General features: G+C 51.0%; 13 protein-coding genes. 3 read left to right on the top strand and 10 right to left on the bottom strand.

Going from position 1 to position 14,320, the window contains the following annotated elements:
• Positions 1 to 4: 4 nt before the first annotated feature.
• From SU32_RS00210 to puuE, 3 genes are read right to left on the bottom strand one after another with little or no spacing between them, the layout of a single operon-like run.
• On the bottom strand, positions 5 to 502 hold the full coding sequence (locus SU32_RS00210) for an ureidoglycolate lyase (protein ID WP_053997306.1): 498 nt from the start codon (positions 500 to 502) through the stop codon (positions 5 to 7).
• Positions 502 to 1,320, bottom strand: a complete 819-nt coding sequence (locus SU32_RS00205; RefSeq protein ID WP_053997305.1) for a bifunctional allantoicase/(S)-ureidoglycine aminohydrolase — start codon at positions 1,318 to 1,320, stop codon at positions 502 to 504. Before SU32_RS00205 ends, SU32_RS00210 begins: the two co-directional genes overlap by 1 nt.
• Entirely contained in the window at positions 1,317 to 2,735 is a 1,419-nt protein-coding gene (gene puuE, locus SU32_RS00200; RefSeq protein ID WP_053997543.1) for an allantoinase PuuE, read from the bottom strand. Before puuE ends, SU32_RS00205 begins: the two co-directional genes overlap by 4 nt.
• A gap of 143 nt (positions 2,736 to 2,878) precedes the next feature.
• On the opposite strand from puuE, the gene uraH reads away from it, so the two are divergent.
• Positions 2,879 to 3,244 carry a hydroxyisourate hydrolase gene (gene uraH, locus SU32_RS00195; protein WP_053997304.1) on the top strand — a complete coding sequence of 122 codons (366 nt, stop codon included), beginning with the start codon at positions 2,879 to 2,881 and terminating at the stop codon, positions 3,242 to 3,244.
• Here the strand turns inward: uraH and SU32_RS00190 are convergent, their stop codons facing one another.
• A complete protein-coding gene (locus tag SU32_RS00190) occupies positions 3,245 to 4,156 on the bottom strand; it encodes a LysR family transcriptional regulator (RefSeq protein ID WP_053997303.1) in 912 nt (303 codons plus the stop codon).
• Positions 4,157 to 4,265: 109 nt separating this feature from the next.
• Between SU32_RS00190 and SU32_RS00185 the strand changes: the two genes are divergently transcribed.
• Positions 4,266 to 5,486, top strand: a complete 1,221-nt coding sequence (locus SU32_RS00185) for a urate hydroxylase PuuD (protein WP_053997302.1) — start codon at positions 4,266 to 4,268, stop codon at positions 5,484 to 5,486.
• Positions 5,483 to 6,343 (top strand): urea carboxylase-associated family protein, encoded by an 861-nt coding sequence (locus tag SU32_RS00180; RefSeq protein WP_053997301.1) that lies wholly within the window; start codon positions 5,483 to 5,485, stop codon positions 6,341 to 6,343. The genes SU32_RS00185 and SU32_RS00180 overlap by 4 nt, the downstream gene beginning before the upstream one ends.
• Positions 6,344 to 6,387: 44 nt before the next feature.
• On the opposite strand, the gene SU32_RS00175 is transcribed toward SU32_RS00180, so the two are convergent.
• The 6 genes from SU32_RS00175 to SU32_RS00150 form a co-directional block, all read right to left on the bottom strand.
• Positions 6,388 to 7,302, bottom strand: a complete 915-nt coding sequence (locus tag SU32_RS00175; protein ID WP_053997300.1) for a dimethyl sulfoxide reductase anchor subunit family protein — start codon at positions 7,300 to 7,302, stop codon at positions 6,388 to 6,390.
• Positions 7,303 to 7,313: 11 nt separating this feature from the next.
• On the bottom strand, positions 7,314 to 8,057 hold the full coding sequence (locus tag SU32_RS00170; RefSeq protein WP_053997299.1) for a 4Fe-4S dicluster domain-containing protein: 744 nt from the start codon (positions 8,055 to 8,057) through the stop codon (positions 7,314 to 7,316).
• Positions 8,054 to 10,909 (bottom strand): molybdopterin oxidoreductase family protein, encoded by a 2,856-nt coding sequence (locus SU32_RS00165; RefSeq protein ID WP_053997298.1) that lies wholly within the window; start codon positions 10,907 to 10,909, stop codon positions 8,054 to 8,056. Before SU32_RS00165 ends, SU32_RS00170 begins: the two co-directional genes overlap by 4 nt.
• Before the next feature lie 112 nt (positions 10,910 to 11,021).
• Positions 11,022 to 12,293 carry an ABC transporter permease gene (locus SU32_RS00160; RefSeq protein WP_053997297.1) on the bottom strand — a complete coding sequence of 424 codons (1,272 nt, stop codon included), beginning with the start codon at positions 12,291 to 12,293 and terminating at the stop codon, positions 11,022 to 11,024.
• A complete protein-coding gene (locus SU32_RS00155) occupies positions 12,290 to 13,096 on the bottom strand; it encodes a taurine ABC transporter ATP-binding protein (protein ID WP_053997296.1) in 807 nt (268 codons plus the stop codon). Before SU32_RS00155 ends, SU32_RS00160 begins: the two co-directional genes overlap by 4 nt.
• Positions 13,097 to 13,195: 99 nt before the next feature.
• Entirely contained in the window at positions 13,196 to 14,194 is a 999-nt protein-coding gene (locus SU32_RS00150; RefSeq protein ID WP_053997295.1) for a taurine ABC transporter substrate-binding protein, read from the bottom strand.
• Between the last annotated feature and the right edge of the window lie 126 nt (positions 14,195 to 14,320).

Below are 14,320 nucleotides of genomic sequence, written 5' to 3'. Positions count from 1 at the left end.
CGTCCTATGCCGTTTGACCGGCAATAATCTTTGGTTCAGCGAACCAGTGTTCCTGTAAATTGTCGCCCTCTGAAACACGGTCGATCACTGCAAACTGGCCGGGCGCGGACAAAGGCGTCAGCACACCATGCCAAATGTTGCGATGAAAATTGATGGCTTGTCCGGGCTTGGTGATAAAGGCATGAACCTTGCAGGGCGTATCGTCCTGTCCTTCCGCAACAATGACCAGAAACGGATTTTGATGCAGGGGAATAAAAGCCTGGCTACATAAAGGATGACGCTCAACCATTTCCAGACGGTAGGGCAGGGAGCGCGGCTCGGCGTTAAACAGACTCAAGCCACCCTTGCAGTTCGGGCCGAAATCGAAGTGGGCACGGTCATGGTAGCGCCCGCACAAGCCCTGATTTATAATTTTGTCCGGCTCACCGGATATATCCACAAGGTCTCCAAATGGTGCAAAAGCATCATGGGAAATATCCTGTGTGATCACCGTGTTGCTCATCACTTGAGCCTTAGCGACGGGTGGCGGTTCACGTCTTTATACAGCAGGTAGCGGAAGCGTCCCGGACCACCGGCATAGCAGGCTTGCGGACAAAATGCGCGTAACCACATGAAATCACCGGCCTCCACCTCAACCCAGTCCTGATTGAGTTTATAGACCGCTTTTCCTTCCAGCACATAGAGGCCATGTTCCATTATATGCGTTTCTTCAAATGGAATGGAGCCGCCCGGTTCAAAGTTCACAATGTTGACATGCATGTCATGGCGCAGATCATCGGACGAAACAAAACGGGTTGTCGACCATGCGCCATTGGTGTCGGGCATGACCGACGGCTCGATATTTTTTTCATTGATGACGAACGCTTCCGGTGCATCAATGCCGTCAACAGTTTCATAGGCTTTGCGGACCCAATGAAATGTGGTGGCTGCGGATGAATTATTTTTCACTGTCCATTTTATGTGCGGGGGAATATAGGCGTAACCACCTTCTTCTAAGCTGTGCGCTTTGCCATCAATTGTGACTTGCAATGTTCCTTTGACAACGAACAAGACCGCTTGTGCATCCTTGTCCGGTTCGGGAAAATCGCTGCCGCCATCAGGTTCCATTTCTACGATATATTGAGCGAATGTTTCGGCGAATCCTGTCATTGGACGGGCAATGATCCATGCGCGTGTCGCTGTAAAATGCGGCAATGCGCTGGTTACAATATCGCGCATGACCCCTTTGGGAATGAAAGCATAAGCTTCGGTGAAGACCGCACGTCCGGTCATCAATTCCGACTGTGCAGGCAGACCTGCGACCGGTGTTGCAAAACTCATGGCAGAATATCCTTCAAACGTAAGAACGCAATGCGCTCAACCTGCTTGCATGCAGTTTCAAATTCCTGATCGCGTTTATTTTCAACACGTTGCCGGAAGCTGCTCAGAATTTGATTCTTATCCAGTCCTTTGACGGCAATAATGAACGGAAAGCCGAATTTCTCCGTATAAGCCGCGTTCAGGCGGGTAAAGGTTTCGTGTTCATCTTCTGTCAGCGCGTCCAGGCCAGCACTTGCCTGCTCGGCAGTGGACTCAGCCGTTAAACGCTTGGCGGCGGCAAGCTTGCCTGCAAGGTCAGGGTGTGCTGTCAATACATTCAGACGCTCGTCCTTGGTTGCTGATCTGAATTTGCGCGTGAGGGCACTGTGTAGCCCGATCGCCGAATTGTGGGCCGGTCCCAATTCATTATCAAATGCGCGTTCTGCAATCCAAGGCGAGTGTTCGAAAATTGATCCGTAATGGTCGACGAACTCTGCGCGGGACATATGTGTCGGCCGCGACATATGATGCTCCGGTGCATGGTGGTTGTGCCAGTGGTCGGCGATCTCAATACGTTTTGCGAACCACACGCCGGACTGTCCCCTTGTGTATTCCATAAAGCGGCGCAATGCCTGAATACGGCCCGGACGACCAAGCAGGCGGCAATGAATGCCAATGGACATCATTTTGGCCTGACCGGCTTCACCTTCTGCATAGAGCGCGTCGAAAGTGTCTTTCAAATAGCTGTAGAACTGATCGCCGGAGTTAAACCCCTGCGGCGTGGCAAAACGCATATCGTTTGCATCCAGCGTATAAGGTATAACCAACTGGTGACCGCTGTCATGCTCATACCAATAGGGCAGATCATCGGCATAGCTATCGGAAATATAGGCAAAACCGCCTTCTTCGGAGACAATGTCCATGGTGTTGACCGAGCAACGCCCCGTGTACCAGCCTGTTGGCCGTTTGCCGGTAACTTCTTTATGCAAAGCGATGGCTTTGAGCATATCGGCGCGTTCATCTTCAATGGCGTAATCTTTATATTCGATCCACTTCAAGCCGTGGGAAGCGATCTCCCATCCGGCTGACTGCATGGCTTCTACCTGTTCGGGAGCGCGTGCAAGTGCGGTGGCGACACCGTAAACGGTCGCAGGAATGTTCATTTCCGTGAAAAGGCGATGCAATCGCCAAAAACCGGCACGGGCACCATATTCATAGATGGATTCCATGTTCCAATGGCGCTGGCCTTCCCACGGTGCTGCGCCGACAATTTCTGACAGAAATGCTTCGGAGGCTTTATCGCCGTGCAAAATGTTGTTTTCGCCGCCTTCTTCGTAATTAATAACGAATTGCACAGCAATCTTCGCCCCGCCAGGCCATTTCGGATCTGGTGGGTTGGCGCCATATCCGGCCATGTCGCGCGGGTAACGATTCATTTTTGCCTCCGTATTCGTTTTTAACTCAAAACAATCGATTGGATTATCAAATAAATCCATAAAGACTATTTGCAATTGTCCTGCATAGTATTTCCCATTTATTGGGTAGAACACTATATAGCTTCGACAAAGTGGAGAGTTTTATGGCTGATGGATTTTTGACGACACACGTCCTGGACACTGCGCGGGGCTTGCCTGCTGCGGGTATAGAAATCTTGCTCTATAAGGTTTCGGGCAACAGCCATAAGAAAATTGCGTCAATGACCACAAATGATGATGGCCGTACAGATTCGCCCATATTACCGAAAGACAAGTTTAAAGCTGGACAGTATGAGCTGATTTTCAAAGTCGGTGATTATCTTCGCGCGCACGGTTTGGTTGAAAAAGATGCGGAAAATCTCTTTCTGGACGAGGTGCCAATTCGTTTCGGCGTAAATGATGACACATCGCATTATCATGTGCCTTTGTTGATTTCGCCCTATGGATATTCAACGTATCGGGGCAGCTAGTCAGGCGCGTTTTTTCAACTCCTGACTGCATTTTTGAGCCATATAGTCGATAAACAAGCGTATTTTAGGATCCTGATAACGCCGGTGCGGATAAAGGCAGCTTAACTGTACCGGTGAGGGCGGTGTCTCGGCACACACCTCCACCAAAGCGCCGGTGTTTAAGTGCTCGGCGACTTCAAAGCGCGGTTTGTTGATGATGCCGCGGCCATCAAGTGCCCATTGGGTCAGCACGTCGCCGTCATCGGATTCAAACGGGCCTTTGACATCATATTCCTTATAAGAATTGTCAGTTTTAAGTGTCCATCGAAATTCGGCTGTACCGGGAAAACGCAAAAGCAGGCAATGATGGTTGTTTTTCACCAGTTCAACGCCGTTTTTCGGCGTGCCTTTGATCGCTAGATAATCAGGTGAGCCGCACAAAACCCGCTCGCAATCGGCAATAACGCGCCGCTTTAAATTGGAGTCGGGAAGTTTGTGCATCGAAAAAGCGACATCGATACCCTCGGCAGTTATGTCGATGAAACGATCTGACAGACGAAGCCTGACGTCAATCAAAGGGTATTTTTCTTTAAAATAGGGCACATAGGGCGCAATAAATCTGCGTCCGACGCCAAGGGGAGCGCCGACGAAAATTGAGCCGCGCGGATTGTTTGAAATTTCTGCGATAGCAGCCTCTGAACGCTCGATTGTTTCCAATATCTGCGTTGCGCCGTCGTAAAAAACTTTGCCATGTTCTGTTGGTTGAAGCCGCCGCGTTGTCCTGTTGAACAGTCTGACGTTTAAGTGGCGTTCAAGCTCGGCAATACGGCTCGAGGATACCGCAGGCGAAACGCGCTGATCGCGCGCTGCCGCTGACATGGACCCTAATTCAAAAACGCGCACAAACATGCGGATATTATCTACATAGCTCATAAAATGACTCTATGATTATTTTGGTTTGTTTGAAAGTGTTTGCTTGTAGCGATGCTTTTGCAAAATAATTATTGAGGCTAACCTTAGTGCAACCAAGGAGGGGATTCGCATGTATGATCTAACTGTTGCCATGGACTGGCTGGAGTTTGCCGTCCGCTGGACGCATGTCATTACAGCAATGGCGTGGATTGGTTCCTCCTTCTATTTTATTGCGTTGGATCTTGGCCTCAACCGCAATATTGCCGGTCCGGCTGACGGCGAAGAATGGCAGGTTCACGGGGGCGGTTTCTATCATATCCAGAAATATCTGATTGCCCCTGAGGCTATGCCGGAACATCTGACCTGGTTTAAATGGGAAAGCTATTCAACCTGGCTGTCAGGCTTTTTCCTGCTTTTCCTTGTCTATTATCTTGGCGCTGATCTTTATCTGGTTGATCCCAATGTTGCGGATATTTCCACATTGTCAGCCATTGCCATCTCGGTTGCTTCCATTGCCTTTGGCTGGATTGCCTATGATTTCCTGTGCAAATCAAAGCTCGGTGAAAGCCCGACAATTCTTATGCTGCTGCTTTATGCGCTGCTAGTCTGTATGGCCTATGGTTACACACAGGCGTTTTCCGGCCGTGCTGCTTTGCTGCATTTGGGCGCTTTTACCGCGACTATCATGAGTGCGAATGTGTTCTTCATCATCATGCCAAACCAGCGGATTGTGGTGGCGGATTTGAAGGCAGGGCGCACGCCGGATGCGAAATATGGCAAGATTGCCAAGCTGCGCTCGACGCATAACAACTATCTGACATTGCCCGTCATATTCTTCATGTTGTCGAACCATTATCCGCTTGCCTTTGCGACCGAATATAATTGGATCATTGCCAGCCTGATTTTCCTGATGGGCGTTACCATTCGTCATTATTTCAACTCGAAACATGCACGAAACGGCAACCCGACCTGGACGTGGCTGGCGACGGCAATTTTATTCCTGATTGTGGCCTGGCTCTCTACGGCGCCGCTTTACATGAATGAGAAGAACGAAACGGCAAACAAGGTCACGCCGGTACAGCAATCTTTGATGCAGTCAGAAGGCTTTGAAGAGGTCGCGACAATTGTCCAAGGACGCTGCGCGATGTGTCACGCTGATGAACCAAGCTGGGAAGGCATTGTCTGGCCGCCTAAAGGGGTACGGCTTGAGACGCACCAGCAAATCGCGCAACATGCAGAGGCTATCTTTATTCAATCTGGTGTAACCCATGCCATGCCGCCGGCGAATGTTTCGCAGATTACGGATGAAGAACGCGCCCGACTGATTGCCTGGTACCGTGAGAACAGATGAAATATACGCCGCAAAATCCTACCCCGTCCGATGCTCTGAAACGCAAATCGGTTGAACCGGTAATTTGCTATCCGGTTGATAGCCTGCCTGCTTATGATGCCAGTGTGTTCGCACAGGCGCGGGAGAGCATGCAGCTTATTGATGAAGTGATTGTTCAACCGCGTGACGCATCCATGTTTGATGTGCCTAAAGGGCATTTCTTCCGGATTGTTTGTCCTGAGGGGTCGCAGGTTGGCGATTTGAATCTCTGGAATGCACATGATCTCAATGAGCGGTTTTATTCCGGTAAAACCCGCGCGCTGCATGGAACGCATGTATCGACCGGCGATCATTTATGGAGCAATCTTCCTTATTTCAGGCCGCTTGCCACCGTCACATGGGATACGCTTGACTGGTATGGCTGGGATGACTTTGGCGGCGGTGTACATGATGTCATTGGCACGCGCTGCGACCCTTACACGAACAGGCTATTGTCCGGCGGTGACTATCATTATTGCTGCCATTCCAATCTGACACGTGCACTCGCTGCTGAGATGGATATGTCGCTTGAACAAGCCGAACCCTATGTTCATGATGTTTTGAATGTCTTCATGTGTACCGGTTTCACGCACGATACAAAGCAATATTTCATGAAGGCCAGCCCGGTGCGTTCCGGCGATTATCTGGAAATGTTCGCGCATATTGATTTAAAAGGCGGGTTGTCAGCGTGTCCGGGCGGTGATTGCGGTTCCAAACATTCCAGCGAAGAAGCACAATGTGCGCCTTTGAAAGTGGAAATTTACAAGCCCGCCGATGGCACATTGTCCCGTTGGAAATCGTCGGAATTATCACCCTATAGCCGAACGCACGGTCTTTAAATTCTACCTGAAAAAATGCCCCGCAAGTGCAGGGCAAATTGATGTCAGTAATAGAGGCTTACCGCATGTTTGGCTTCTGCAAAGAAGAGCCAACGCTCTGCAAAAAGGCCGATAAGCATGCTCACTGCCGCAATAGCCAAAAAGAACACCGGTGCCGCAAACAAGGCAATTGTACACATGATCACCGGCACGATCCCGCCCAGAATATACGCAATCGCGCGTAGTTTGAGCGCGTGTTTGCGCCCAATCTGATGCACCATTTCGCGGGTAAGATAGTTTTCACCGGTATGCGGTTTTTCCAGCAGTTTGACTTTCCCCAAATGCCCCAGACCGGTAGCCGTTCCGGTATCAGAGCCGGTATCTGAAAAGCCGATTGTATCTGCGCGGCGCCACCAGACAGACTTGATAACCCAGGCAATACCAAGTGCAACAACAATGATAGTCGGTGTCGGTAGGCCAAGAATAAACGCTGCCTTGCCGATCATGCCGGCCAGCAAAAGGCCGGAAGTGACAGAGAAGAACAGGTAACAAAGCGGTGTGAGTTTCGAGTGCCAGTTGGGCACTGTTTTAAGCTGGGCGTAAATCATCGAGGTGGCATAAACAGTCAACAACGAGCCTGCCGCGACTGCCCAGCCCAAAGGCGCAATGCGCTCTCCAGTAAACATCCAGATCAGCGCATAGGCTGCAAAGATCAATAGTGTGACAATCGCGATGACACCCTCACGTGACAACCATGATGAACGCCATTGCGACAATGCACGCCAGGCACGTTCAGGATGTCCCAAATGAAAGGTTGAGGACAGGAGGCCTGCAACTGCCAAACCGCCGCCAAGCAGGCAGGAGAGAAACGCCGCGACGAGCCCCTCATGCATGGGGAAGCCAAGGCCGATCATGGTCATAAGGCCAAATCCTGCACCTGATGTAACGGTAAAGAAAATAACAGATATTGCTGGATGCATTTTGTTTGTCCTTACCCTAATTTCTCAAGCGCACGGTCGAGCCAGCCGAGTAGACCTTCGTCGGCTTTCGGTACAAATGCAGGTGCGATTTCGATTGTTTCTTCAGGGCGTGATTTCGGCCGTGGCGGCAGATATTGGTTGACAGGCTTGGTGCCCATTTCAGGCATCAGGTCAAATCCGCCGCGTTCGCGGGTCATTTTCGAGACATTGGAGTTTGGATCAGCAAAGTCGCCAAAATGACGTGCATTGGCAGGGCAGGTCCTCACACAAGCCGGCGTGCGGTCAATTTCCGGTAAATTGTCATTGTAAATCCGGTCGACGCACAATGTGCATTTTTTCATGACATTTTCGACGGGGTCCATTTCGCGTGCGCCATATGGACATGCCCAGGCGCACAAGCCGCAACCGATGCACATGCTTTCATCGACAAGCACAATGCCGTCTTCGCCGCGTTTATAGGACGCGCCGGTCGGGCAGACGGTCACACAAGGCGCATCATCGCAATGCAGGCAGGATTTTGGAAAATGGACGATTTGCGCCGGTGCATCTTCAGGCGTTACCTCAAAGGTATGAATGCGGTTTAGCCATGCGCCTGACGGATTGTCGCCATAGGCTTCAATATCACCAAGCGGCGCGCCATAGCCGCCGGTATTCCATTCCTTGCAGTTGACGACGCAGGCATGGCAACCCACGCAAATGTCGAGGTCTATAACAAGGCCAAGCTTTTTATCAGTTTGAGCGGGAAGCAGGGTCATTTCGTCCACTCCTTACCATATTCGACAGTTTGGTCAGGTGATCCGACCGGATTGTTTTGCGCATCCATCTGCGGCTGGCTGACTTCATCTTCCGCAGGGGCTTTTTCCACACGAACACGCAAGTCAAACCATGCCGCCTGACCGGTTATCGGGTCCGAGTTTGACCAGCGGTGGCCATCCCCTTTGGGCGGTAGAAGTTCATTGATGATGTGGTTCAAAAGGAAGCCTTTTTCCGTTTCCGGCGCTTTGGCAGACAATGCCCATGCACCTTTGCGTTTTCCAATCGCGTTCCACGTCCACATGGTTTTTCCATTGACCGCGTTCATGCGTTTGACCGGCACTTTAATTTTTCCATGATGGGAAATGATATAGGCCCAGTCACCGTCCTTAAGGCCAACTTCATCGCAAATTTCGCCTGGAATATACATCGGGTTGTGCCCGTGTATCTGACGAAGCCAGGCATTTTGCGAGCCCCATGAATGGTACATAGCGGCTGGGCGCTGCGTCAGCGCGTGGTATGGAAAATCAGCCAGATTAATACTGGCGCCTTCAAAAGGCGGATACCAATCCGGTAACGGGTCAAAGCAGTTTAAAATACGCTGGCGGTGTGTTTCGGGCGGTTGTGGTTCGGCCTTGCCTTCCGCACATAATTGAAACTTGCGCATCGGCTCCAGATATAACTGGAACACATTTTCAACGGGGGCATCCTGAAGGCCCATTTCAACGGCCCAGTTCTGCCACGCGGCATTGGCATGTTTGAAGTAAAGCGCTTCAGCAGGTACATGAGTTTCCGAAAAGCCGCCATTTTTGATGTAGGCATCAATCTGGTTCGGGTTCGGTTCGCCGCGGCCGGTTTTTGAGCCGTCCTTGCCACGCCATCCAAGAAGCGGGCCTACACCCGGCTTACGTTCGTGGTTTTGAATGTAGTCGGCATAGTCCTTAAACTTTGGCGTACCGTCTTCATTGGTCATGGCGGGTAGGCCAAGGCGTGCGCCTAAGTCCAGCAATACGGACTGGAAGCCACGAACTTCTCTGTCCGGCTCAATAACAGGCCAGCGGATTGCATCGCACAACGCTTCCGGCTCTGAAATCGGGCGATCAAGCGCCGAAATCGCATCATGACGCTCAAGATAGGTCGTGTCCGGCAAAATCAGGTCGGCAAAGGCCACCATTTCAGATGAATAAGCGTCTGAATAAATCAGCTTTGGAATGATATATTCGCCGTTCTCATCCTTGTTGGTCAGCATTTTCATGACACCGGATGAGTTCATGGATGAGTTCCATGACATGTTGGCCATATACATAAACAAGACATCAATGCCGTATGGATCACGCGCATGGGCGTTGGCGATAACCATGTGCATCAAACCGTGGGAGGACATCGGCGCATCCCATGAGTAGGCCTTGTCGATGCGTTGCGGCGTTACACCGTCCTCTTCAAGCAGCAGCCCTTCAGGACCGCGCATAAAGCCAAGCTGCGGGCCTTTTAGCGGTGTGTTCGGAATGTTGCCGCCATGCGGTGCGGGCTGTGCGGAGACCGGACGTGGATAGGGCGGTTTGAAGCGGAAACCGCCGGGGCTGTCAATCGAACCGATCAGGATTTGTAAAAGATGAATAGAGCGGCAGGTCTGGAAGCCGTTCGAGTGGGCGGAAATACCGCGCATGGCATGAAAGGCGACCGGACGGCCGATCATCTTTTCATGCTTTTCGCCCTTCATATCTGTCCATGGCTGATCGATCACGACTTCTTTTTCAAAAGCGGCGTGTGCGATTTCCGCTGCAATACGACGTGTTTGCGATGCCGGAACGCCGGTTTCTTCCGCAACGTTTTCAGGGGCATACCGGTCATCAAGATATTTTTGAGCCAGCAAGGTGAACGACGGTACAGCTTTGCGGCCGTTTTTAAGATCAATCTCGCCTTTAAGGTCAGGTTTTACATCCTTGCTGTTGTAAGCGGCGATTTTTCCGGTCTTGCGGTCAATGACCTGCGCATTGCCGTCTTTGTCGCGCAGGAACAGGCCATGATCTTTTGCTTTCGGATCATCAATGACGAGCCAAGGTGCATTGGTGTAGCGAATAAGATAGTCGATATCGATGCGGCCGGCTTTGAGCAGTTCATGCACGATAGACAACACAAATAGTCCGTCGGTGCCGGGCGTTATGCCAACCCATTCATCAGCAATCGCATTGTAACCGGTTCGAACCGGATTGACTCCGATAATTTTTTTGCCCCGTGCTTTCAGCTTTGACAGGCCAAGCTTGATCGGGTTGGAATCGTGATCTTCCGCGACACCGAAAATCATAAAGAGTTCGGATTTACCCCAGTCCGGTGCGCCGAACTCCCAAAATGCCCCGCCAAATGTGTAAATGCCGCCTGCAGCCATATTGACCGAACAAAAACCGCCATGCGCTGCAAAATTGGGTGTGCCAAAATTCTGTGCCCACCAGCCGGTGAGTGACTGGCTTTGATCGCGGCCAGTAAAGAAAGCCAGTTTTTTGGGATCTTTTTCGCGTACGGGTTTTAACCAGCTGGTTGCTAGCTCAAGCGCTTCATCCCAGCTTATCTCTTCGAACTTTCCTTCGCCGCGCTCTCCGACCCGCTTCATTGGTGCTTTCAGGCGGGCAGGGGAATAATGCTGCATAATGCCGGCAGAGCCTTTTGCGCACAAAACACCCTTATTGATCGGATGGTCACGGTTGCCTTCAATATAGCGTACCTTAGGCTTGCCGTTCTCATCCTTGCGCAGATGAACGTTAATGCCACAACGACATGCACACATATAGCAAGTGGTCTTGCGAATCTCGTCAGAGACATGCGGCGATGTGTTTACGCGTGCGCTGTCGGTAGCCAAAGACAGAATCCTCCTAATAAAATACCCACCCCTTTTTAGGGTGGGCATGAAAAGCATGATAGTGCCAGTTTCCTGTGATCTTGAGACAGAACGTCTCAAAACTGCGGGTTTGTCAGCCCCGGCCTTTCCATGGAACGAGATATCTTTCTGCGCCACGCATCAGCATATCGATACCAAAGCCGATAATACCAATCAAAATAATGCCCAGAAGAACAATATCGGTATTCTGGAACTTTGAGGCGACCATAATCATCATGCCCGCACCTTTTTCCGCTGCAACCAGTTCGGCAGCAACGACGGTTCCCCAACAGACACCCATTGCTACGCGCGCACCGGTAAAAATTTCAGGCAGAGAGTTCGGAATGATGACATATCGCATGATCTGCCATTTTGATGCACCCAGCGAATAAGCCGCATGAACTTTGGAAATGTTCACACCGGATACTCCGGCACGTGCAGCAATTGCCATGATCCAAAGTGCAGCCAAGAACAGCAGGATCACCTTACCAGCTTCACCGATACCGGCCCAAATGATGACAAGCGGGATAAGTGCAAGCGGCGGAACCGGTCGCATGAACTCAACAATCGGGTCGAACCAACCACGGAACCAATTTGAAAGACCCATCGCATAGCCGAGCGGAATACCGACGAGGGCACCAAGAAGGAAGCCTGCAACAACCCTGAACAACGACCAGCCCAAATGGCCAAGCAGGGACGTACCGCGGAAGCCTTCGCTTGCCACTTTGAAGGTCCTTTCCACCACGGTTTCAGGTGCAGGCAAATAGAGCGGCTCCATCTGCCAGCCATTGTAAGGCCTGAAATTGGGGGTCCCTTTGTCGGAGATGGTGACCGAGCCGCCGGTTATTTCGACTGTGTCACCCGGGCCGACGCTTTGTCCATTGATGGCTGTAATTGTGGAGCCGTCAGACTTTTTAATGTCGTCATTTTTGTCCCATTGGACGAGCTTGCTGCGCCATTGAGCGACTGAAATGATGTCGTTCTTGGCAAAGCCATCACCGCCAGCCGGTTCTTCCAAGCTTGGATTTTCCTCACGCGGGTGAACAACAACTGTCACTGTTGCTGTATCGCTTTGGCCGTTTGCCTCGGCTGTATATTCAAAAGATGTTTCGCCGCTAAAGGGAGCGGGAGCGTGTAAGAAACCCGGCAACAATGATGAGCCGGTAAACATGCCCCAGAGTAGGAAGATTGTTAAAATGGAGATGATACCGGCGAGCCGGTTGGGACGAACCGCACTTTCGTCGCCAAAGGTGACGGTTTTCAGTGACGTGTAGTCACTTGTCGTTTGTGCTGCGACTTTGGAGATGACAAAATAAGCGGCAACGAAAATCCCGACATAAATTGCTAAAACTATTAAACCACTCATGCGTTTTCCTCCGTGCGTCCCATAATTTCTTCTTCCATGTCCCAAATCATTGAGAGGATTTCTTCGCGTTTAGGGCCGAAGTCAGGATGCTTTTTTACTTCGCGTAAATCGGCATCAACACCAAGTTCCGCAAATGGTAATTTGTACTCTTTATGGATACGGCCGGGACGGGGTGCCATGACAATCAAGCGTTCGCCAAGCAGCAAGGCCTCCTCAACGGAGTGTGTGATTAGAATGATTGTCTTGCCGGTTTCTTTCCAGAGTTTGAGAACCAGACTTTGCATTTTCTCGCGCGTTAGAGCGTCGAGCGCTCCTAATGGTTCATCCATCAAAATGACATCGGGATCATTGGCAAGGCAACGCGCAAGCGCTACGCGCTGCTGCATGCCGCCGGATAATTCATAAACTGCTTTTTCTTTAAAATCTCTCAGGCCGACAACATCCAGCAGATGGTCGACAATCTTTTGTTTTTCCCCCTTTGGCATCCCTTTCATGGATGGCCCAAAGCCCACATTTTCGCGAACGCTCATCCATTCAAACAATGCACCTTGCTGAAACACCATGCCGCGTTCGGCGCCGGGTCCTTCGATCTTGTGACCGTTCAGCGTCATGACGCCATCGGTTGGGGCAAGAAAGCCCGCCACAATATTAAGGAGCGTGGTCTTGCCGCATCCTGAAGGCCCCAGAATACTCAGCAATTCACCGCTTTTTAGATCGAGCGAAACATTTTTGAGTGCCTGAACCGCTCCCCCGTCGGGCAGGTCAAAGCGCATCGAAATGTTATCAATAGAAAGTTCTGACATTTCCCCCTCTTTCTGTTTGCTCTATCGCAAACTTATGTATCAATCCCAACTGCCGTAAAAAAAGCCCGGCTGAGACGCCGGGCCTTCGTATATTGGGTTTTACATTTTGCTTGCGGCTTCCAATGGTCCAGCGTTGACAGCGCCTTCGTAGCTGTCGAGCGCACTGTCGATGCTTCCTGCTTCAACAAACACATCCGCTACGCCCTTCATGAAGGTCGCAGCATTGCCGCCGAGCCATTTGTCAGAAAGCTGGTCTTCAACGCTTGGGAATGTCATGGTTGAGATGGATGCTTTCGTGGCATCCACATCCATACCGGATTGCTCTGCAATCAGCTGAAGCATTTCATCGCTCTGGTTGGCATTCCATTCGGCGTTCGCTTCGGCGGTAACGGCGAGGAATTTTGCAACAAGGTCGCCATTTTCAGCAACAAAAGCGGCTGGCGCTGATGTTACGTCGAACACAAGAATACCAAGCTCTTCTTTTTCCGCGCCTGTCAAAAGCACATTGCCGTGTTCTTTCATGCTTGTCAGGCCGCCGCCATAACCGCAGGCGAAATCAACATCGCCTTGGCTGAGTGCAACCGCGCCTTCCGGTGGTGCCATGTCGACAATTTCAAGAGAGGCTAGGTCGACACCAAAATGGTCCATCTGGCGCAGGAAGCCGTAATGGGCGGCCGTGCCGAGAGGAACAGCAACTTTTTTACCTGCCAGTTCCGAGGCCGAATTTTTATCGATTTCAAGCGAGGAAGATACGACACAGTTATCGTTGTCTGAATAGCTTACCGCAACATCCAGAACCTGAATGTCCTGACCGCCGGAGGCCGCAACAACAAACGGTGGAACGCCCTGGCTGACAGAGAATTGTACATCGCCAGACGCCATTGCCGCTGACATTGCTGTACCGGTTTCAAAGGCGCGGAAGTTGATATTTGTGCCCAGTGCTTCTTCATATTTGCCCTGTGCTTTAGCAGCCAGCATCGGCAACGGCCATTGCTCGAAATAGGCGACTGTAATGTCTTGAGCGTTTGCTGCAGTTGTCGCAGTTACGATAACGGCAGCGCTTGCCGCTAGACCAGTGATGAGTTTTCTTAAAGTCATTTATAGTCCTCCAAATTGCCGGGTTTACCCGTTCTGAATGTCGTTTAGTGAAGTAACGACAATTTTTGTCCCACGATAAATAGCGAAGATTTATCGCCGTTCCCACTGCCCGGCCAAGAGGCCGAG

Origin of the sequence: Ahrensia marina, from assembly GCF_001293565.1 — a bacterium.
Taxonomy (GTDB): domain Bacteria; phylum Pseudomonadota; class Alphaproteobacteria; order Rhizobiales; family Rhizobiaceae; genus Ahrensia; species Ahrensia marina.
This window is presented reverse-complemented; position numbering and strand designations above follow the sequence as displayed.